The sequence below is a fragment of the Mesorhizobium sp. M0663 genome (assembly GCF_040320585.1).
GTDB lineage: Bacteria > Pseudomonadota > Alphaproteobacteria > Rhizobiales > Rhizobiaceae > Mesorhizobium.
Window position 1 is genome coordinate 518,289 of the sequence record NZ_JAMYPX010000004.1, and the last position, 21,493, is coordinate 539,781.

The following is a 21,493-nucleotide window of genomic DNA, read 5'->3' on the forward strand; positions in this document are numbered from 1 at the left end:
CCGGCCTCAAAAGCTCACCTGCCGACATCGCCGACGCATGCTCCTCAAGCACTGCCTGAAGGCTCGTCCTGCGATAGAGGTCGAGATTGGCGGTAAGTCTGCCGAGCTTCTCGCTCGCTTCCTCGGGCGTCACCGTGTCGATGTCGAGCAGCAGGTCGGCGACGCCGATCCGCTTGGCAAGTTCCTTGGTCTTGAATTCATAGGCGATCGGCAGCACCGGCGTGCCGACGCAGAGCGACATGATCATCATGTGCATGCGCGTTGCGACAACGAAGTCGAAGCCTTTCACCAGTGCCATCAGTTGCTCCGGCGTGTGGAACGAAGCGTCCACGCTGACATGCTTGGCGATCTCCGAATCGAGTTCGGCAACGATAGCCCGCGCCGTCTTGGAATCATCATGGGCGTATTCCGGCACGCCCTGGCAGGTGGAGACGAAGGTGACCTCCTTGGCGTGGTCCCTGACCAGGATGGTCGCGATCGCGCGGATCGAGTCGATGTAGCGGCGCATGCCGCCCTCGCCGTCGCTGACATAGTTCCAGTGACGGACGGAAATGGCGACGCGGCCGGTGACGGTCGCCGACTGGCCGGAGGCCAGAATTTTTCCGATCCTGTCGGTGTCGGCCAGGGCAAAGACGGCGTCGGCCACGACGTGGCATTTGCCGGGGTCTTTCACCATGTCCACAATGTGGCCTCGCGAACGTTCGTCGCGCAGCAGGATGAGCGGGCTCCGATCGAAGATTGGGCTCAACTCCTGGCGATTGTAACTTTTGTTGAACGGGCCGAGCGATTGCGTGAAGAAGACGGGGTCCTTGCCCAAAATCGCGTCGATCCGGAATTGATTGAGTCGCCGTTCCAGATTGTAAGTCTCGACAAGATAGGTTCCGCCTGTCGTGACCACGAGGTCGGCGTCTTTGTAGATCTCGAGACCACGGCGATTGCTTGAGCTGAACAAACGCCCGAGAACGCCGCGGATGCCGAACCGCCGCAGGGCATTGAGGACGAGCCGATTGTAGATCGGCTTGAACAGGTTCTTCAGCCCGCTGCCGTATTTGTAGCGGAACAGCGATTCCGACAGCAGCTTGTGGAATTCGAGATCAGGATACTCTTTCTTCGTGTAGAGCCTCGCCGCCACCTCCGGCTGGCTGTCGAAGACGTAGAACTGGATATCGTCTTGCACGATCGTCTTGAAAACATGGCGGATCGCCAGGAGAATCGCTGCATCCCCGGTATTCAGGCAGACGGTGTTTTCAACCGCGATCTTCATGGAATGACCTCATTTCGTGAGTAGTCCCGTGCTTCCATCGACGGGTGCGAAGGGGCGGATTGCAGGCGGGTTGGCCGAAAATGCTGCACGCCAAGGATGGTCCTCGCGTCGTGATTATTGGCGCGCAGCCCGATGGCAGGCCAACGCGCGGTCCATGTGGCCCAAGCAGAGCGAGATTAACCCATCGATTTTGCAGTGCAACAAAAAACGGGGATCTTTGCTACGCTGCAACCAAAAATGTTGCGATGCAGCAAGAGCTGTACTAGCATTGTCGCGGGCGGGCCAACAGCGGTCGAGTTTTCATGCTGCATGTCTTGTACTTGGTACACGACGTCTCCGACCCGGCAGTGCGCCGGCGGATCATAATGCTCAAGGCAGGCGGCGCCCAGGTTACGCTGGCGGGCTTTCGTCGTACGGCAAGCGCAGTTGCTGATGTCGAGGGCTTGCAGCCGATCGATCTCGGCCCGACTCGTGATGGCCGATTCGCCCAACGTCTGGCCGCGATCATGAAGGCAGTCGTCTCGACCGGCTCGAAGCTGGGCTCAATGCCACGGCCCGACCTCATTATCGCGCGCAATCTGGAAATGCTGGCGCTTGCCCGCCGCGCCAGGTCGGCTTTCCAGGCAACGGTGCCGATCGTCTACGAGTGCCTGGATATCCATCGCCTGCTGCTTCGCGACGATCCGCTGGGCTGGGCGATGCGCGGCGCAGAACGCTTCCTGGCCAGGGATGTGAAGCTTCTGGTGACCAGCTCTCCGGCCTTCATCGCCAACTATTTCAAGCCGTTCGGACAGATTGCCGCCCCGGTCGAACTGCTCGAAAACAAGTATTTCGAGCCAGCCGCGGCCTCGCTGGATGACCGCGCGGCGCCGGAGAACCCCGTTGCGCCGCCTTGGCGGATCGGCTGGTTCGGGGCGCTTCGCTGCCGTCGCTCCCTGGAGCTTCTGGCCGAATTTTCGCGCCGCCTCGACGGCCGCTTTGAAATCGTCCTCAGGGGCCGCCCGGCGCTGTCCGAATTTCCCGATTTCCACGGTTTCGTCGAATCGGAACCCTGGCTCTCGTTTGGCGGGCCCTACCGCAATCCCGAGGATATGGCGGCGATCTATCGCGAGGTCCACTTTTCCTGGGCCATCGACTTTTTTGAGCAGGGCCTGAACTCCGAATGGCTGCTGCCCAATCGGCTCTATGAGGGCTGCCGCTTCGGAGCCGTGCCGATTTCGATGGAAGCCACCGAAACCGGCCGGTTCCTCGACCGGCAAGGCATAGGGGTTCTTTTGCCAGAAGCCACGCCCGAGGCGCTCGAAGCCGCCGTCGGCACGATGGAGCAGCATCGGTTCGAGACATTGAGGGCGCGTGTTCTCGCCCGCAATCCGCGCATCTGGAGCTACGACCGCGCCGATTGCCGGGCGCTCGTCGAAAAGCTCCGCGGGCTGACTGCGGCTCCCGGTCCATATGCTGCCGAAGCATTGGCATAGAAGGACTGCCGATGACGCAAACCGAAATTCCATCCTGCATGATCGTGGTTCCGTGCCTGAACGAAGCGGCCCATATCGGCGCGTTGCTTCGAGAGCTCCGCCCTGCGGCCGAGAGGCTGGGCGCCGTGATCATCGTTGCCGATGGCGGCAGCACGGACGGCACCAGGACGATCGTCGCGGACATCGCCGCAAAAGATCAGCGGGTGATCCTGCTGCACAATGAAAAGCGCTTGCAGAGCGCGGCAATCAATCTCGCCGTCGCCAGGTTCGGGGAAGGCGTCGACTATCTCATTCGCATCGACGCGCATGGCGGCTATCCAGCGGATTATTGCGACCGGCTGGTCGAAGAAGCGCAAGCCACCGGTGCGGATTCGGTCGTCGTCTCAATGCTGACCAGCGGCAGCGGCATGGTTCAGAAAGCAGCGGCAGCGGCGCAGAACTCCAGGCTCGGCACCGGCGGCTCCAAGCACCGGCATCTTTCGGCGGGGGAATGGGTCGATCATGGCCACCACGCACTGATACGGATATCGGCCTTCACCGCGGTCGGCGGCTATGACGAAACCTTCAGCCACAATGAGGATGCCGAACTCGACTATCGGCTCCGCCAGGCCGGCTACCGCATCTGGATGACCGGCAAGACGCAAATGGTCTACTACCCGCGCTCCTCGCTGAAGGGCCTCTATTTTCAATATCTCGGCTATGGCCGTGGCCGGGCGAAGAACGTTCTCAAGCACCGCATGATCCCGAAGATCCGGCAGATGGTGCCGCTTCTAGTGTTCCCCGTGGTTCTTCTCGCCGCCTTTTCCTTCGTCCACTGGCTGGCGGCCGTGCCGCTTTTGCTATGGGCGTCGGTCTGCCTCGGCTACGGCTTTTGGACCGCCGTCAGCCAGCGCAAAGCCGACATTGCGCTTGCCGGGGTCTCGGCAATGGTCATGCATTTCGGCTGGTCGGTCGGTTTCTGGCTGCAACTGCTCGCACCGCGACCGCAGCGCGGGGTAGCGTGATGGACCCGGTCAGGAAAAATCGAAGCATCGATATCTGCGTCTGCACATTCCGCCGGCCGGAGCTTGCCGACACGCTTCGCTCCATAGCGGCCATGGACATGCCCGCGGGGTTCGACGTCGGTATCGTCATCGCCGACAACGACGATACGCCGACGGCCGAAACGCTGGTCGCCAAGCTGGCGGGGGAGTTGAAGCTGCCGGTGACCTACCGGCACGCCCCGGCCCGCAACATCTCGATCGCGCGCAACGCTTGCCTCGATACCAGTGCGGCGGATTTCGTCGCCTTTATCGACGACGACGAGACGGCCACCGCTGGCTGGCTTGCCGAACTGGTGGCGACGGCGGAAGCAACAGGTGCTGCGACGGTGCTTGGGCCGGTGCAAGCCCGTTACCTGCCGGATGCGCCCGCCTGGATGCGCAAAGGCGATTTCCACTCGACCTTGCCGGTCTGGGTGAGCGGCGAAATCCGCACCGGCTACACCTGCAACGTCCTGCTCAGGATTGGCGCTGAGAGCCTGCGCGGCCGGCGCTTCAGCCTGGCACGTGGCCAGACCGGCGGCGAAGATACGGAATTCTTCGACCAGATGGTCAAGGCCGGCGGCCGCATCGCCTTTTCGCCGGAGGCTTGGGTCGACGAAGCGGTGCCACCTGCCAGGGCGGCATTCGACTGGCTCGGCCGCCGCCGGTTCCGCGTTGGGCAGACGCACGGTCATCTTCTGGGGCGCAACGCACACGGCCTTGCCCGGCTCAAGCAGGTCGGCATTGCCGCGGCAAAGGCCGCCTACAGTTTCCTGTCGGCAATTCCGGTCGCCATCGACCCCGTACGCCGGAACCGCAGCCTGCTTCGCGGCATTATGCATGTCGGCGTCGTCAGCGGCCTCGTCGGGGTTCGTGAAATCCGCCAATACGGCCTGTCTTCGCCGCAGCAAGGGGGCAAGCGTGCAGCCTGACGTGAGCTTCGTGATTGCCGCCTACAATGCCGAGGCGACCATCGATCGGGCGATTGCCAGTGCCGTCGCCCAGCGCAATATCAGCGTCGAGGTCATCGTCGTCGACGACAAGTCGCGCGACCGGACGCTCGACCTGGCGAGATCCTACCCCGAAGACATCGTACGCGTTGTCGCGCTTGAGCAAAACCGTGGCCCCGGCGGCGCCAGGAATGCCGGCCTTGAGCTTGCCCGCGGCAGGTGGGTCGCGGTCCTAGATTCGGACGACGCGGTCTATCCCGGGCGAATCTGCACCATGATCGAACGCGCGGAGAAAGCGGGCGCCGAGATCGCGGTCGATAATCTGCAGGTCGTTCGCGAGGATGGCGTTGCCGAAGAGACGATGTTCCCGGCCGACTATCTGGAAGGCCTCGGTGAAATCTCGCTGGCGGATTTCATCGGCGGCAATGTCCTCTTCGAATCGAGGTTCAATCTCGGCTACCTCAAGCCGATCTTCCAGCGCCGGTTCCTGAACGAGAACGGGCTGCATTACGATGAAAGCCTGATCATTGGCGAAGACTATATCCTCCTGGCCAGTGCTCTGGCCAAGGGGGGCAAATGCGTGGTCGAGCCGACGACGGGCTATATCTACCACATTCGCACCGGCTCCATCTCCCGGGTGCTCGAACTTCATCACGTCGAGGCGATGCGCAGGGCCGATGCCACCTTCGCCGCGACCCATTCCATGGATGCTGCGGCCGAGGCGGCGTTCGCCAGGCGCGCTCGCAGCCTGCGCCGGGCGGCATCATTCCTGTCGCTGGTCCAGCACATCAAGGCGCGGTCCCCGCTCAAGGCGATATGGACGGCGCTCAGCGATCCGGCGGCGGTTCGGCATATGAGCATGCCGATCGCCGTCCGGCTGCGAAGGGTAGCGGCACAGTTTGCCGTGGTGGCGGGGAGGTGAAGGGCTGCAGGTGAATGAAGACAGTTTCGCCGCCTGCGACAGGGTTGAAATCGATCTCCTCAGAAGGAACATGCAATGAAAAAAGTCAGGAAGGCAGTCATACCGGTGGCGGGGCTCGGAACGCGGTTCCTGCCGGCGACCAAGTCCATGCCGAAGGAAATGCTGCCGGTGGTCGACAGGCCTGTCGTGCAATATGCGGTTGACGAGGCGTTCGAGGCCGGCATCGAGCACATCGTCTTCGTCACCGGCCGCAACAAGGCGGTGATCGAGGACTATTTCGACCTGCATCCTGAACTGATCGGAACCCTGGAGCAGAGCGGCAAGAAGGCGCAACTCGAATCGCTTGAAAGCCTGCTTCCCGTCGCCGGCGCGACGAGCTTCATCCGCCAGCAGTCGCCGCAAGGCCTCGGCCATGCCGTCTGGTGCGCGCGCGAAGTCATCGGTGACGAGCCCTTCGCATTGCTTTTGCCGGACATGGTGTCCTTCGGCGGGCGCGGGTGTCTCGCCGAGGTCGCCGATCTTTATGCGCAGACTGGCGCAAACGTTATCGCCGTCGAGCGTTGCGATCCGACCGAGACCAGCAAATACGGCATTGTCGGGCGCGGCGCTGATGTCGGCACGGGCTTCGAGGTGACGGCCATGGTCGAAAAGCCGGCTCCTGCCAACGCGCCATCGAACTTCTACATCAACGGCCGCTACATCCTGCAGCCCGAGATATTCTCGTTGCTGGCCAGCCAGCAGCGCGGCGCCGGCAACGAGATACAACTGACCGACGCAATGGTGCGTCTCGCACAGACCCAGGCCTTCTTCGCCCAGCCTTTCGACGGCCGCATGTTCGACTGCGGTTCGAAGGAGGGCTTCATTCAGGCCAATGTCGCTTTCGCGCTGGCGCGGGAGGACATGAAGGGCCCGATCTTCGAGATGCTGCAGGAATTCGTCCGGTCGCATCAGCGTCGGGAAGAAGCCGCATAATGTCCATTTTTTCGAGGCATTGTGGGTGCGGCTGATGACGCAGGACAGGCCGTTGCGCCGCGCGTAACGCGCACTGTCCGGCGCAAGGTTTGCACCCTATGTCCCGACCTTCGAGGCGGTAGCGCCTGCAAACTAGAATTGGACCGAAGATGAACTATGCCAATTTTCCTGTCGACAAGAGGACGCCATTGCCGGCTTCAAATGCGGCAAACGCCGAAGACTTCATCGACATCGAGCGCCTGCTTGGCATGGCCGCGCGGCAGGCGAAAGTGGTTGCCGCCTGCGCCGTCATCGGTCTCTTTCTTGGCGTGCTCTACTTGCAGACGACGCCTCCTACCTATGTGGCGACGAGCAGCGTGCTGATCGACGAAGGATTGAACAAGGTCGTCGACGACATTTCGGCGGCGTCGGTCAGCATGCAGACCGACTCCGCCGTTCTGAGCCAGATCGAAATTCTGCAGTCGGCCAGGCTGGCGGGGGTGGTCGTCGACAAGCTGAAGCTCGATCAGAACGACGCTTTCATGAACCCTCCGACATCGGCCCTGTCGAAGGTTTCTGGCTTTGTGCGCGGTATCATCCAGTCTGTCCGCCCCAAGCGCGCCGCTAGCACAACCGATGTCACTCAGCTTGATGCTGCGACGCGTGACGCGATCACCGCATCGTCGTCGCCCCGCGACTACGCAATCTTCAAACTGCAGAACCAACTCGACGCCGAGCGGATCGGCCGAAGCTTTGTCATCAGCATCTCCTTCCAGGCGACCGATCCGGCGCTTGCGACCGCCATCACCAAGGCCTATGCCGACGCCTATCTCGCCGATCAGCTCGATGCCAGCTTCGACGCCACCGAGCGGGCGGCGGTCTGGCTGCAAGGCCGGCTGACCGAGCTTCGTGAGAGCTCCCAGTCGGCTGCACTAGCGGTCGAAAAGTTCAGGGCCGAACACGGATTGGCCGTCAATGACGGCCAGCTGATCAGCGACAAGCAATTGTCCGATCTCAACACCCAGCTGATCGTCGCGCAGGCCGATACCGCACGTGCCGGCGCCCGCTATCAGCAGTACAAGTCGATCGTCGAAAGCGGCTCGGACAATGCGTTCAAGGACGCTGCGATATCGAACGACCAGCCGAGCAGCTCGGTCATCACGACGCTGAAGAACCGCTATCTCACCGTATCCAAGCGGCAGCAGGATGTCGAAGCCAATTTCGGCCCGCAACATCCGCAGGCCGTCGCGCTCGCCAAGGAGAAGGCCGACATATCGGCGCAGATTTTCGGCGAGTTGAAGCAACTGACCGAAAGCTACCGCAACGAATACGAGGTCGCTCTGGCGCGCGAAACCGCGCTCCGCGCAAATGTCGCCTTGGCGGCTGGCAAGAGCTCCATCGACAACCAGTCACAGGTCAAGCTGCGTGAGCTGGACCAAAAGGCGACGGCGCTGTCGACGCTCTACCAGACGTTCCTGAACCGCTATGAGGAGGCCGCCCAGCAGCAATCCTTCCCGGTCGGCAAGATCCGGGTCATCTCGGACGCGACGATGCCGCAGTCGGCCGCAACCCCGCGCACAGCCATCGTGCTGGGGCTTTCCCTGGCGCTTGGCATGATGCTGGGGGCAGGAGTTGGTGGCCTGAATGAATTCAGGGAACGCTTCTTCAGGACCGGCGAGGATGTCCGCGACCGTGTCGGCCTCAAATTCCTCGGCTACCTGCCGGTCATCGGCAAGGCTGGCAAGGATGAGCAACGCAATGGCGGTCAGCCTGACGTCAAGGTCGTTGAATCCAAGACCGCCAAGTCCTCCAAATCCCAGCCCTCCAAAACATTGTCGGCAGCCGAAAAACGTGCGCGGATGCGGGTAACCGTCGATGCACCGGCATCGATGTTCTCCGAGACGCTGCGCAACGCCAAGATCGCCTTCGACGTCGTCATGGAGGGCCAGGGCAGCCGGGTCATCGGCGTGGTCTCGGTGCTTCCCGGCGAAGGCAAGTCGACGGTGGCGGCCAATCTTGCCGGGTTGCTTGCCGTCAACGGATCGAAAACGCTGCTGATCGACGGCGACCTGCGCAATCCCGGCCTCAGCCGCAGCCTCGGCATGGAGGCCGAGCAGGGCCTGATGGAAGCTGTGGTGAGCGGGCAGACATGGCAGTCGGTCGGCAAGATCGACCGGCAGACCAAGCTGGCTATCATCCCGGCCGTCCTGCGCGGCCAGTTTTCGCATACCAGCGAGCTTCTGTCTTCAGCCGGCATGCGGCGTTTCATCGATAACGCCAAGGAAACCTTCGAATACATCATCGTCGATCTGCCGCCGCTCGGGCCTGTCGTCGACGCCAAGGCCTTCGCTCCGCTTGTCGACGGCTTCGTGCTGGTCACCGAGTGGGGACGCACGCCGCGTGCGATGGTGCAATCCATGCTCAGCTCGGAGCCCTACATCGCCAAGAAGATCATTGGCGCGGTGCTGAACAAGGTCGAACTGAAGAAGCTGGCCAAATATGGCGCGATCGGCGGCTCGGAAAAATTCTTCGACAAATATTCGAGCTACTATCTGGAAAAATCGGAAGCGCGCACCAAGGCAGCCGCCTGAGCGACGACATCGCGCTCAGGAAAATATCAACCTGGCGCGGTTGTCGACGATCCTGAGGGCGGTCAGCTGGCCGGTTTGGAAGGCGCCGGTGTCTATGCCAAGCCGGCGTCCCTCGAGCTTCGGAGTGTCGACCGGCGTATGTCCGTGCACGACATAGCGGTCGAGAAGATGCGCAGCGTCGAAGAAGTCCGAACGGATATTCAGCAGGTCGTCCTCGTCCTGCGCGGCCAGCTCGATGCCGGGCCTGATGCCGGCATGGACGAACACGAATTTCGCCGAACAGACCATGACCGGCAGCGCGCGCATGAAGCTAATGTGGTCGGCTGGAATGACTTCCCGAATGCGCTTGTCGACCTCCTCGCTTGACCCATAGAGATCGGCCATGCGCGACGGGTCGACGCCGTAGGAAAACAGCGTTTGCAGGCCGCCTATCGCCAGCCACGACTCTCTCGAAATGATCCCGTCGACGTAGTTCAGCATCACGACTTCGTGGTTGCCGGCAAGGCAGATGCGCTCGAAATCACGGAGCGGTGGCGCCAGCAGATGATCGAGCACACGCGCCGACTGGGGTCCACGATCGACGTAGTCGCCAAGCATGATTATGAGCTTGCGCCCTTCGAAGGGCGCCGAATCGAGCACGATCTTCTGCTCCAGGGCGCGGAGTTCCTTGTAGCAGCCATGCACGTCGCCGATCGCATAGACGACTGCGCCCCGCATATCGATCTCCAGCCGCTGGCGTGCCGCGGCCTGGGGCTTTCTCGATCGCTGGAACAGGGTCACGTATGGCATCTCGCATGGCTGTGGGTGCGTCTCGATTCCGAAACAACATGACGACACCGCGCGTGGATACCACGTCCGGCGCCGGTCGTTCCATACCGGAGCTTCGGACGCAACTCGGCTTCGGCGCCCATTACAGGCCGATGCCGCGGCGGTTCAGCGCGGCGGTGATCTCGTCGAGGATGGCCGGGTCGTCGATCGTTGCCGGCATGGCCCATTCCTCCTTGTCGGCGATCTTCTGCATGGTGCCGCGCAGGATCTTGCCAGAGCGCGTCTTCGGCAGGCGCTTGATCGTCACCACCGTCTTGAAGGCAGCGACCGGGCCGATCCGTTCGCGCACCAGGGTGACAACCTCGTTTTCGATGATGCCGGCGTCGCGGTCGACGCCGGCATTCAGCACGACGAAGCCGAGTGGAACCTGGCCTTTCATAGCATCGGCAATACCGACGACGGCGCATTCGGCGACGTCGGGATGCGCGGCCAGAACCTCCTCCATGGCGCCGGTCGATAGCCGGTGGCCGGCGACATTGATGATGTCGTCGGTACGAGCCATGACATAGAGATAGCCGTCCTCGTCCATCATGCCGGCATCCGCGGTTTTGTAGAAGCCGGGGAACTCGTCGAGATAGGCTTGGCGAAACCGCTCGTCGGCATTCCACAGCGTCGGCAGGCAGCCGGGGGGCAACGGCAATCTCACCACGACATTGCCAAGCGTACCACGCTTGACCTCATGCCCGGCATCGTCGAGCACGCGGATGTCATAACCGGGCATCGGCACGCCGGGCGAGCCGTATTTGACCGGCAGCAGGCCCAGTCCGGCGGGGTTGATGGTCATCGGCGAGCCGGTCTCGGTCTGCCACCAATGGTCGATCACCGGCACGGTCAATTTCTGCTCCGCCCATTTGATGGTTTCCGGATCGGCGCGCTCGCCGGCGAGGAACAGCGTCCGGAATTTGGACAGGTCGTATTTCGGGACGAATTCGCCCTTCGGGTCCTGTCCTTTGATGGCGCGAAAGGCGGTTGGCGCGGTGAACAGCGCGACGACGCCATGCTCGGCGATCACACGCCAATAGGTGCCGGCATCGGGCGTGCCGACCGGCTTGCCCTCGAACAGGATCGTTGTGCAGCCATGCAGCAGCGGGCCGTAGACGATATAGGAATGGCCGACCACCCAGCCGACATCGGAAGCCGCCCAGAACACTTCGCCCGGTTTGACGCCGAACTCGTTTTCCATCGACCATTTCAGCGCGACCATATGGCCGCCATTGTCACGCACGATTCCCTTCGGCTGGCCGGTCGTGCCCGACGTGTAGATGATGTAGAGCGGATCGGTGGCAAGCACCGGAACACAGTCGACATTGGCACCCGCGGCCCGCTCCCGCGCCACGGCGTCGGCATAGTCGATATCGTGGTTTTCCCTGAGTTCGCAGCGCAGTTGGTCGCGCTGCAGGATAAGGCAGCTTTCCGGCTTGTGCCGCGACATCTCGATCGCCTTGTCGAGCAGCGGCTTATAGGCAACGACGCGCCCTGGCTCCAGGCCGCAGGAAGCGGAGATGATCAGCTTCGGCTTGGCGTCGTCGATGCGGGTGGCGAGCTCATGCGAGGCAAAGCCGCCGAAGACCACCGAATGCACGGCGCCGATCCGCGCGCAGGCGAGCATGGCGACGGCTGCTTCCGGTACCATCGGCATGTAGATGATGACGCGATCGCCTTTTTGGATGCCACGATTCTTCAGCACCGAGGTCAGTGCGACCACCTCGCGCTTCAACTCGGCATAGGTGAATTTCCTGATTGTGCCCGAAATCGCGCTGTCATGGATCAACGCGATCTGGTCGGCGCGGCCGCCCGCCACATGACGATCGACGGCATTGAAGCAGGTGTTGCACGAGGCGCCAATGAACCACCTGCCATAGACGCCGGCATTGGCGTCGAACACCGTCTCGAAGGGCGAGAACCAGTCGATTGCGCCGGCGGCATCGGCCCAGAATTTTTCCGGGTCGCGTTTCCAGCCGTCATAGACCTCGTGGTAGCGTGACGCCATCCAGCTTCCTCCCCAGGAATGTTTGCTGTCCTTGAAATAGCGTATGCTGGTTTGTGTAACCATGTATTTGTGCGTTTCGTTTGCTGTCGTTCTAACTTGGCCGCAAGTGCGGGTCATGGTGGTCTGGGGGCCGGTATCGTTCGAATTTTCGGCATTAGGGGCAGGGCGCGATGAAATTGCGATATGAGCTTGGGTTTGCCGCGGTTGCGACGCTGGCGGTGGTGCTCGCTTCAGCTGCTCAGGCAGGCGACGCGGCGGCCCGGCGCGTCATCGGCTTTTCGCCAGACGGCAACTACTTCGCCTTCGAACAGTACGGCACGCTCGATGCCGGTGCTTCGGATTCGGGCTGGTCGGAGATCGAGATCATCGACACGCGGACCGATGAGTTCGTCGGCGGCAAGCCGATCGTCATCGCCGACGAGACGGAGGATTCGACATTGACGCTTGCGCAGGCGAGGGCACAGGCCGCCGAACTGGCGGCGCCCTTGCTGGCCAAATATGCCATCGCGCCGCGCGGCGAGCGGACTGCCTTGGACAGGTTCACCTTTCCCGACGACATGGTCGCCTACAATGACATTGCGCGCCTCGAGCAGGTTTCGCAAAAATGGCTTTCGCCGGCCTATGACGAGCTTGGCACCATCCAGCTCGAGCAGATCCGTGCCGACAGCACGGCGGATTGTTCAGCGAGTTTCGACGCGACGCAGCAAGGCGAAACGACCGGCAAGGCGCTCGGCTTTCGCCTGACGCTGCAGGGTCAGGACGGCAAGCCGATCAAGCTGCTGCATGAGGACAAGGCGGTGCCCGGTTCGAGGAATTGCCCGACTTCCTACAGCCTGTCGGAATCTTACGCATTCACCCCGGATGGAAAACCGGGCGTGCTTGCGGTGCTCGTGCAGCGCTTCAGCCAGGGATTTGAAGGGCGCGACCGCCGTTTCATCGCCGTGACTGGCCAGGCGCACTGAGGCAACGCGCTGAGACGTAGTCCGCTACCCGAGTTTGTTGTCCCTAAAGCGGGAGGGCAGCGAGCATAAGTCCGACCCCGCCGACGATCAGCAAGGCGGCTGCCAGCACCTTTCCATGGCGCTCGAAACCCGTCGGCGCCCGATCCCAATTGTAACGCATGCTCGAACTCCCCAAACCTGCAGATTCTTTATCTTACGCAGGGTGAGGAGGGCAACTGTCTGGCGATGCGCGGCGTTGCCGATACCGGTCTTGTCACCGACTATTTCTGGGGCATTCTCCGCCGCTACATGCCCCAGCGCAGCGCGGCCGTATGTACCGGTGCATCCCACCAAACAGCCGCCTCGTCGTCGAGCATGCTCAGCGTGATCGAACAGCCGGCCATGTCGAGCGAGGTCACATAGGACCCGACCAGCGACCGGGTCACCGTCACGCCGTGCTTCTCGAAGATTTTGCGGGCGCTGTTGTACATCAGATAAAGCTCCATCAACGGTGTGCCGCCAAAGCCGTTGACGAAGAGTAGCGCCTGGCCTCTGGCACCGTCGCCCAGGTCACCCAGGATTGCGGTACAGATCTCCTCGGCGATAGCATCGGCGCTTTTCAATGTGTCGCGCCGCCTCCCAGGCTCGCCGTGGATGCCGACCCCGAACTCCATCTCGCCATCGCCGATATTGAAGGTCGGCTTGCCCGCCGCCGGCACGGTGCAACTGGTCAGCGCCACGCCCATCGAGCGCGTCGCGCCGTTGACGCGCTCGCCGAGCGCCTTCAACGGCTCCAGTGCCATGCCTTGTTCGGCCGCCGCGCCGACGATTTTCTCGACCACCAGCGTGCCGGCGACGCCGCGCCGGCCGGTGGTGTAGGACGAGTTTTCGACCGCAACGTCGTCATTGGTCACGATTTGCATCACGCCTTCCGACATTTCAGCGGCCATGTCGAAATTCATCACGTCGCCCTCGTAGTTCTTGACGATGAACAGGCAGCCGGCGCCCGTATTGACGACTTCGGCCGCCGCCATCATCTGGTCAGGCGTTGGCGAGGTGAATACCTGGCCGGGGCAGGCCGCATCCAGCATGCCGTGCCCGACGAACCCGCCATGTAGCGGCTCGTGACCCGAGCCGCCGCCGGAGATCAGCGCCACCTTGCCCGGTGTGAGCAGCTTGCGGCGGACAAATTTGTGTTCCTCGCCAAGCGCCAGGATATCGGCATGCGCGGCAACGAAGCCGTCGAGGCTCTCGGTCAGCACCGTATCGACCGAATTCAAAAATTTCTTCATGGCCGTCCTCCCGAAATAGCCCAGCGTCAGCTGCCCTTGCCGGCGATGCTGGTGATCTTCTGGATGAAATCGTTGACCGCCCGGTCGAGCGCCGCGTTCTGCTTGTCGTCGCCGAAATCGGGAACGATCAGCGAGACATGGCGTGTCTTGCGCAAGCCTGCGGCCAGCGACATCTTTCCCGGATGCGCCCGATGGTAGGCCTCAAGGAAATGATCGCGTTCGGCCGGGCTGAAATGGCAGACGGAGAAGATAGCCGGCAAATGCTTCGACGGGATCGGCGTCGAATAGGCCGGGCTGGAAATCTGCGTGACGAAGCTGCGATGCTTGCCCAGCGCATCAGCGAGGCGCTGGCGCATGCCGGACGGGCGCTGGTCGATCACCTGCGACAGGATCGTCTTGTAGGCGCGGATCGCCTCTTCGGGGCCGGATTGCGACGCCTTGTCTGCCATACCGGGGCCTAGATCGAAACGTCCGCGATGGCCGCCTTGGCCATCGCGAGTTGGGCGGGAGCGACGGAGAGGTCACGCAGGCCGGTTTCGAGCAGCGCCGGGATCGAGGCGGGGTCGCCGCCGGCATCGCCACACAGGCTGACCGGGATATTATGCTCGCGGCCGAAGCCGGCAACCGAGGCGATCAGCCGGAGCACGGCCCGGTGCCTGACGGAATTCAGATGCGCGACCGACGCATTGTCACGCGCGGCGGCCATCACATATTGGGTCAAATCGTTCGATCCGATCGAGAAGAAAGCGGCCCTGGCGAATGCCTCCGGCGCAATCGCCACCGAAGGCACCTCGACCATGATACCAAGCGGCGGCATCCTTTGCTCGATACCGCGTGCGGAAAGGCCGGCCTGCTCTTCCGCGAACAGCGTCGCGGCGCGCTCATACTCTTCCGGGACGGCGATCATCGGGAACATCACCTTCAGATTGCCGTGCACGGCGGCGCATAGCAAGGCGCGGATCTGCACGCGAAAGACCTCCGGACGCGCCAGCGACAGCCTGATCCCTCGCAGGCCGAGGAAGGGATTGGTTTCCTCGACGGTGAGGCCCGGCACAGGCTTGTCGCCGCCCGCATCGACTGTGCGGATGGTCACGGGTCTGTCGCCTGCCCATTCCAGCACCTTGCGGTAGGCGCGATATTGCGTCTCCTCGTCCGGCAGCGTCTTGCCGAACAGGAATTCGGTCCGCATCAGCCCGACACCGTCGCAAGTCGCGACATCAATGCTGTCGACATCGGATGGATCGGCGATGTTGACCTGCACCCGGACCGCTATGCCGGTCTTCGTTGCTGCCGGCCTTGTCAGATAGGCTGCCGCTTTGTCGCGATGCGCCGCGAAAGACGACGATGATCGCCGGAATGCATCGATCTCCGCTTTCGACGGCGCCAACACAATGCCGCCATGCTCAGCGTCGAGCAGCGCGATTTCGGCAAGGTGAGCCGGCGAAGCACCGAACCCGGCCGGCCCAAGACCCACTACCATGGGTACGCCGCGCGATCGCGCCAGCATGGCGACATGGCTTGCGACACTTCCGGCTTTAAGCGCTATGCCGCCGCCGGCACTCCAGTCGGTTTCGAGGAAGCGCGTCGGTGCGATATCCTCGCCGTAGAAGATCGCACCCGCCGGGGCGGCAATGTCGCCGCCCCCGGTCAGCGCGCGCAGCACCTGGTCGCGTATATCGCGCATGTCGGCGGCGCGCGCCCGGAAATAGTCCTCATCGGATGTTTCGTAGCCGGCTATCTCGGCGTCGAGTGCTTGCCGCCAGGCCCTATCAGCGGCTGTGCTCTCGGCAATGTGCGAAAAGGCCGGACCGGTCAGCGCGTCGTCCTCCAGCATGGCGAGCTGGAATTCGAGGATCTCGGACGCCTCGCCGTCACTGGTTTCGATCAATGCGGCGAGCCGGCCTGCGGCAATGGAGATGGCGGTCTCAAGCGCCGCCTTCTCGTCCGCGGCACTCGCCTTGCGGACATAACGCACAGCAGCCTGATCCAGGTCGAACAGCGGCCCCTCGGCATAGCCGGCCGATGCCGAAATGCCCTGCAGCCTAAGCGGTTCGGGCATGGTCCTTGCCTTCGTCGAAATCGCGCCGCACCAGCTCGACCAGCGCGCCGACCGCCTCGCCGGCGCCGTCGCCCTTGGCCCTGATATGCAGGACAGTACCTTTCGGCGCCTTCGCTGCCATCACCTTGACGATGCTCTTGGCGTCGAACCACGGCCCGTTGGCGGCGACCGCCACTTCGACCTCGGCCGAAAACGTCTTGGCAAGCTTGGTGAATTTCACCGAGGGGCGCGCATGCAGTCCAACCTCATGGGTGATCAGGACGCTGGCTTCGGCTGCTGCGGACATGCTGTCAAAATTCCCGTTCGTTCACGACGGCGACAATTCGTGCGCCGTCGCCACCACTTCCCTGAGCGAGGCGCCGCCGGAAGCCTCGGTCGCCGCCATCACCGCGCCTTCGACGATCGGCGCATTGCAGACGATGATCTTCTGGGCGCGTGGTTCGCCGATCATTTCGACCGCCATCTCGCTATTGGTCTCGGCGCCGCCGAGGTCGACGAGGATTGCGACACCCGCCTCCGACCAGGCCTTGTCGATGGCGCCTATGATCGCCTCGACGTTGGTTCCCAGCCCGCCATGGCCGTTTCCGCCGCACCATGCAAGCGGCACTTCGTCGCCGACCATCTGCCGCACCATGTCTGCGGTGCCTTCGGCGACCAGCGGCGAATGCGATACGATGACGATGCCGACATTGCTCATGCGCGCCCCTCGATTGCTTCGGCGACGGCCCGCACCAGAAGCGCAGTCGAGCGTGCTCCGGCATCCATATGGCCGATCGAACGGTCGCCAAGGAAGGAGGCGCGTCCGCGCAAGGCCTTCATCGGCACGGTCGCGTCGGCTGCATTGTCAGCAATATCGACGATTTCCCCTGCTGTCTTTCCCCGCAGCAGGGCTTCATGCACCGGCTGCAGCACGTCGAGCATGGTCTTTTGCCCGGCCTGCGACTTGCCTCTGGCGGCCACCGCTTCGATTGCCTTGCCGAAGGCCGCGGCCAGATTGGCGCGATCCGGCACGGCGGAAATCTCCTTGCCGAGCGCCATGAACAGCGTGCCGAACAAGGGCCCGGAAGCTCCGCCGACCGTCATCACCAGTTTGGTGCCGATCGCCTTCAGCGCCTCGGGCAACGGCTTTGCCGCGAACGCCTCAGCCTCGGCCCGCACTGCCTCGAAGCCGCGTTTCATGTTGAGCCCATGGTCGCCGTCGCCGATCGCCTGGTCGAGCCTGGTCAGCTCTTCGGCATGGGCGGCGATCGTGTTTGCCGCCGCCTTGATCAGCCTGGAAAGATCCGCTGCCGCCATGTCACCCATGCTCCTGGCCCCTGCGCTGACGGCAGTACGAGAAAATTGCGTATCCGGCAATTGAAGCATCCTCCGCTCCGTCAGACGGTTTCTAGCAACGCGGCGAGGGCAGTGAAGACCTCGGCGACGGCAAAGGCGCCGGGGTCGACCACGCCGTCGAGATGACTGCCGATATAGACGGACCGCCCAGCCTTGGCCTTGCGCATGGCAGCGGTGGCCTCGGCGCCGCGTTGCGCCGCGACCGCCGCGTCCTCCAGACTGCCGCTATCCAGCGCCTTCAAAGCGGGTTCCAGGGCATCGATCATCGTGCGATCGCCGACCCTCGCTCCGCCATAGAAGGACATCCGATCGAGGCCGGCGAGCAACGCCTTGGTAAGAGTCGCGCCAGACGCCAACGCCTGCGCGGCGGCGGTGAAGAAGATCGACAGCAGCACGCCGCTGGAGCCGCCCATGCTGGCGCTCAGGATGTCGCCCACGGTGGCGAGCGTTGCGGCAGGGTCGGCGAGCGGCAGTGTCTCAAGGCGGCCAAGCACGCTGCGCGCACCGGCCGCCACCGTCGATCCAGTGTCGCCGTCTCCCGCCTTGGCGTCCAGTCCGTTCAACGTGCCTTCAAGCGAGATCAGCCGTTCGCAGATCGCGATGATCAGCCGCTCGCTGCGCGCATCCTGGCTGGCTTTCGACGCGTTGCCCGGGCCGGCGGCTTTGGCCACCGGGACGATGCTCACTGGGCGAACGGCTCTTGCCGGCATCCAGGCGTGAGGCCCGACCGGCGCTCGCAACGCCGCTTCGCGCGGCGCATCGAGCCGGATCAGCGACAGGGAAAAACCGTTCATGTTGAGCGCCGTCATAAGCTGCCCGGGCCCGATCGTCAGCGTCACCTTTCGTGCCAGCGGTGAAGCCAACACCGCATTGGCGACAAGCAACATTTCCAGCGGCGGCACCGAACCGAGATTGTTGATCAGCAAGGCGTAGTCGCTGGCGGGATCGAGCCGCGCGGCAAGGCGCTCCGATATGATCGCAACCAGTCTTTCGGCACTTTGCACCGCAATCCGCTCAACGCCCGGTTCGCCATGAATGCCGAGGCCGAGTTCGGCGTCGTCAGCGCCAAATCTTTCTTCATGGCTCTGACCGGGGATCGAGCAGGGTGACAGCGATATGCCGAGGGAAACGATATCCGCCGCCGCGGCCCGCGCCGCCGCTGCGACCGCCGCCAGATCGTTGCCTGCTTCCGAGAGATGGCCGGCGATCTTGTGCACGAACAAGGTGCCGGCAACGCCGCGCGGCTGGGCAATATCCGGGAGGGCGATGTCGTCGGCGACAATCACCATCTCGACGCGAAAGCCTTCGGCGCGCGCCTTCTCGGCGGCCAGCCCGAAGTTGAGGCGATCGCCCGTGTAGTTCTTGACGATCAGCAGGCACCCGGCGGGACCGGTCACGGCGCGGATCGCCGCCAACACCGCTTCCACGCTCGGCGAAGCAAAGATCTCGCCCGAAACCGCCGCCGTCAGCATGCCCATGCCGACAAAGCCTGCATGGGCGGGTTCGTGCCCGGCCCCGCCGCCTGAGACGATGCTCACTCTGCTCTTGTCCCAGTCCGCACGGAGGACGACTTTGATATCGGGATAGCTATCGAGGCGATCGAGATCGCCGACGCCGGTCGTGCCGAGAAAGCCGTCCAGGGCTTCGGTGACGATCGTGTCCCTGCGATTGAAAAAATGCTTCATCGAATTCGTCCAGTTCTGTGCCCGAAATCGTCAGTCGGAATTGCAAGCATGCTAGGAAAAAACCGCTCACGTCAGCCTTCGCCCGTCGGCGCCGAAATACAGCGGCGAGCGATAGCGGATCATGATCTTGTCGCCCCGCGCCAGATCGGTGTCGGGGTCGGTCAGCGTCACCAGCTTCCTGGTCCCCACCGTCACGTGCAGATGGTTCTGGTCGCCGAGATGCTCGACCCAGTCGACGACACCGTCGGCTTGGCCGTTCGCGGCCTTCGCGATCGAGAGGTGTTCGGTGCGCGCTCCGATGGTCTTCGTTCCCGCCGGCGCGCCGCCATCCGGCAGCAGCCCTACCGGTAACAAGTTGATTGCCGGTTGCCCGAGCCTTGCCGCGACGTGAAGGTTTGCCGGCTCAGAATAGATCATGCGCGGCGAACCGATCTGCACCAGCACGCCGTCGGCGAGGATGCCGATGCGGTCGGCCATGGTCATCGCTTCGATCTGGTCGTGCGTGACGTAAAGCATTGTGGCGCCGAGCTCGGCCTGGATGCGCTTCAGCTCGAGCCTGAGATCGGCACGCAGCTTGGCGTCGAGCGACGACAGCGGCTCGTCCATTAGGTAGATCGAAGGTTTGCGCACCAGCGCGCGGCCGATGGCGACGCGCTGCATCTCGCCGCCGGAGAGTTTGGTCGAGCGATTGGAGAGCTTGTGGTGGATACGCACCATCTTGGCCACGTCCTCGACGTGGCGGCGGATCTGGTCCTCCGGCATTTTCCGCGCCGGCGAGCGCAGCGGAAAGGCGAGATTGTCGTAGACCGACAGATGCGGATAGAGCGAATATTGCTGGAACACGAAAGCGGTGTCCCGCTCGGCCGGCGACAGCGTCGTCGTGTCGTGGCCGGCAATATGGATCGAGCCCGCTTCCGGACGCTCCAGCCCGGCGATCAGCCTGAGCGTCGTCGTCTTGCCGGCGCCGGTCGGCCCGAGCAGCACGACGAATTCCCCGTCGGCGATATGCAGGTCGAGATTGTGGACGGCGACATGCTCGCCAAAAGCCTTGGTCACGCTTTTGATGTGAACGTCAGCCATGATGTGCTCTCCCCTGGGAGGCCGAGTCATGGATTTCGGTGCGCACCGCACGGCCGGATCCTTTTGCGAACAGCGACAGCCGCGCGCTGCTCAGCGCCAGGCCCACATGATCGCCCGGATTGAGCCGGATTTCGGCCGGCACCCTGGCCTTGATGATGCCGTCTGCTGTCTCCACCGCCACGATCTGAGTGGTGCCGAGATATTCCGTGCCATAAATAGCACCGCGCAGCTTCGAAGCGTCGTCGAAGCGGATGTGCTCCGGTCGGATGCCAAGCGCCATATCGGCCGGCGCGACGTCCTCGCGGATCTCCGGCACGGCCACCTTCGCGCCTTGCACAACAATTTCCCTGGCGCCCTTTGAAAGCCCGCCGCCGAAGCCGAGGAAATTCATCGGCGGCGAGCCGATGAAGTCGGCGACGAACATCGTCGCCGGCCGGTCGTAGATCTCGCGCGGCGTGCCGAACTGCTCGATGACGCCGTGGTTCATCACCGCGATCTTGTCGGCCATCGACATCGCTTCCATCTGGTCATGCGTGACATAGACGGTGGTGGCGTGGATGCGGTTGTGCAGTTCTCGCAATTCATGGACCATCAGGTCGCGGAATTCGGTGTCGAGCGTGCCGAGCGGCTCATCCATCAGGAAACATTTTGGCCGCCGTACGATGGCGCGGCCGAGCGCCACGCGCTGGCGATCGCCGCCGGCAAGCCCGGAGACCGATTTGTTGAGCAGATGGTCGATCCGCAAAAGCTTCGCCGTCTCCTCCACTCGGCTCCGGATTTCAGCGCCTGGCATGCCTTGCGCCAGCAGTGGAAAGCCGATGTTCTTCCGCACATTCATGTGCGGATAGAGCGCGAACAGCTGGAAGACGAAGGCGATGTCGCGCTCGCGGGCACGCCGCATGGTGACGTCCTCGCCGCCAAGCAGGATCTTGCCGCCGGTCGGCAGTTCGAGCCCGGCGATCATGCGCAACGTCGTCGTCTTGCCGCAGCCGGACGGCCCCAGCATGACGAAGAATTCGCCGTCCTCGACGACGAAGTTGGAATCCTGCACGGCGACGAAATCGCCGAATGCCTTCCTCAGATGTTCGACCCTGATCTCGGCCATCGT

General features: G+C 63.1%; 18 protein-coding genes and 1 pseudogene. 7 read left to right on the top strand and 12 right to left on the bottom strand.

Features of this window, described 5'->3' with window-relative positions; translation table 11 throughout:
• Positions 1-211: 211 nt before the first annotated feature.
• Positions 212-1,264, bottom strand: a pseudogene (locus NKI54_RS11830) (polysaccharide pyruvyl transferase family protein); the annotation flags it as partial.
• Between the two features lie 302 nt (positions 1,265-1,566).
• Here NKI54_RS11830 and NKI54_RS11835 point away from each other — a divergent pair.
• From NKI54_RS11835 to NKI54_RS11860, 6 genes are all read left to right on the top strand, one after another.
• On the top strand, positions 1,567-2,739 hold the full coding sequence (locus tag NKI54_RS11835) for a glycosyltransferase family protein (protein WP_352634982.1): 1,173 nt from the start codon (positions 1,567-1,569) through the stop codon (positions 2,737-2,739).
• A gap of 11 nt (positions 2,740-2,750) precedes the next feature.
• Positions 2,751-3,743 carry a glycosyltransferase family 2 protein gene (locus NKI54_RS11840; protein WP_352634984.1) on the top strand — a complete coding sequence of 331 codons (993 nt, stop codon included), beginning with the start codon at positions 2,751-2,753 and terminating at the stop codon, positions 3,741-3,743.
• Positions 3,743-4,693, top strand: a complete 951-nt coding sequence (locus NKI54_RS11845) for a glycosyltransferase family 2 protein (protein WP_352577813.1) — start codon at positions 3,743-3,745, stop codon at positions 4,691-4,693. The genes NKI54_RS11840 and NKI54_RS11845 overlap by 1 nt, the downstream gene beginning before the upstream one ends.
• Positions 4,683-5,633, top strand: coding sequence for a glycosyltransferase family 2 protein (locus tag NKI54_RS11850; RefSeq protein WP_352634985.1), 951 nt, complete (start codon positions 4,683-4,685; stop codon positions 5,631-5,633). The genes NKI54_RS11845 and NKI54_RS11850 overlap by 11 nt, the downstream gene beginning before the upstream one ends.
• Before the next feature lie 75 nt (positions 5,634-5,708).
• Positions 5,709-6,605, top strand: a complete 897-nt coding sequence (locus tag NKI54_RS11855) for a UTP--glucose-1-phosphate uridylyltransferase (RefSeq protein ID WP_023676320.1) — start codon at positions 5,709-5,711, stop codon at positions 6,603-6,605.
• A gap of 149 nt (positions 6,606-6,754) precedes the next feature.
• The gene (locus tag NKI54_RS11860; protein WP_352691529.1) at positions 6,755-9,175 is read left to right on the top strand and encodes a polysaccharide biosynthesis tyrosine autokinase; all 2,421 of its coding nucleotides are present in this window, start codon (positions 6,755-6,757) and stop codon (positions 9,173-9,175) included.
• Between the two features lie 15 nt (positions 9,176-9,190).
• Here NKI54_RS11860 and NKI54_RS11865 read toward each other — a convergent pair whose 3' ends face one another.
• A complete protein-coding gene (locus tag NKI54_RS11865) occupies positions 9,191-9,892 on the bottom strand; it encodes a metallophosphoesterase family protein (protein ID WP_352691531.1) in 702 nt (233 codons plus the stop codon).
• A 193-nt stretch (positions 9,893-10,085) separates the two neighbouring features.
• Positions 10,086-11,993 (bottom strand): propionyl-CoA synthetase, encoded by a 1,908-nt coding sequence (locus NKI54_RS11870; protein ID WP_352691533.1) that lies wholly within the window; start codon positions 11,991-11,993, stop codon positions 10,086-10,088.
• Positions 11,994-12,163: 170 nt separating this feature from the next.
• Here NKI54_RS11870 and NKI54_RS11875 point away from each other — a divergent pair, with 170 nt between their 5' ends.
• On the top strand, positions 12,164-12,955 hold the full coding sequence (locus NKI54_RS11875) for a DUF2259 domain-containing protein (protein WP_023676324.1): 792 nt from the start codon (positions 12,164-12,166) through the stop codon (positions 12,953-12,955).
• Positions 12,956-13,239: 284 nt separating this feature from the next.
• Here NKI54_RS11875 and dhaK read toward each other — a convergent pair whose 3' ends face one another.
• From dhaK to NKI54_RS11920, 9 genes are all read right to left on the bottom strand, one after another.
• A complete protein-coding gene (dhaK, locus tag NKI54_RS11880; RefSeq protein ID WP_023676326.1) occupies positions 13,240-14,226 on the bottom strand; it encodes a dihydroxyacetone kinase subunit DhaK in 987 nt (328 codons plus the stop codon).
• 26 nt (positions 14,227-14,252) lie between these two features.
• Complete coding sequence (locus tag NKI54_RS11885) at positions 14,253-14,675, bottom strand: hypothetical protein (RefSeq protein ID WP_023676327.1); 423 nt, start codon at positions 14,673-14,675, stop codon at positions 14,253-14,255.
• 8 nt (positions 14,676-14,683) lie between these two features.
• Positions 14,684-16,285, bottom strand: a complete 1,602-nt coding sequence (gene ptsP, locus NKI54_RS11890; RefSeq protein ID WP_352691535.1) for a phosphoenolpyruvate--protein phosphotransferase — start codon at positions 16,283-16,285, stop codon at positions 14,684-14,686.
• Complete coding sequence (locus NKI54_RS11895; RefSeq protein ID WP_352522588.1) at positions 16,269-16,571, bottom strand: HPr family phosphocarrier protein; 303 nt, start codon at positions 16,569-16,571, stop codon at positions 16,269-16,271. The genes ptsP and NKI54_RS11895 overlap by 17 nt, the downstream gene beginning before the upstream one ends.
• A gap of 21 nt (positions 16,572-16,592) precedes the next feature.
• Positions 16,593-16,982: a dihydroxyacetone kinase phosphoryl donor subunit DhaM gene (gene dhaM / locus NKI54_RS11900; RefSeq protein WP_352522589.1), complete on the bottom strand. Its 390-nt coding sequence runs from the start codon at positions 16,980-16,982 to the stop codon at positions 16,593-16,595.
• Positions 16,979-17,581 carry a dihydroxyacetone kinase subunit DhaL gene (gene dhaL, locus NKI54_RS11905; RefSeq protein WP_352634990.1) on the bottom strand — a complete coding sequence of 201 codons (603 nt, stop codon included), beginning with the start codon at positions 17,579-17,581 and terminating at the stop codon, positions 16,979-16,981. The genes dhaM and dhaL overlap by 4 nt, the downstream gene beginning before the upstream one ends.
• Before the next feature lie 80 nt (positions 17,582-17,661).
• Entirely contained in the window at positions 17,662-19,305 is a 1,644-nt protein-coding gene (locus tag NKI54_RS11910) for a dihydroxyacetone kinase subunit DhaK (protein WP_352691538.1), read from the bottom strand.
• A 66-nt stretch (positions 19,306-19,371) separates the two neighbouring features.
• Positions 19,372-20,385 (bottom strand): ABC transporter ATP-binding protein, encoded by a 1,014-nt coding sequence (locus NKI54_RS11915; protein ID WP_352634992.1) that lies wholly within the window; start codon positions 20,383-20,385, stop codon positions 19,372-19,374.
• The gene (locus NKI54_RS11920; protein ID WP_352634994.1) at positions 20,378-21,490 is read right to left on the bottom strand and encodes an ABC transporter ATP-binding protein; all 1,113 of its coding nucleotides are present in this window, start codon (positions 21,488-21,490) and stop codon (positions 20,378-20,380) included. The genes NKI54_RS11915 and NKI54_RS11920 overlap by 8 nt, the downstream gene beginning before the upstream one ends.
• Positions 21,491-21,493: the final 3 nt, after the last annotated feature.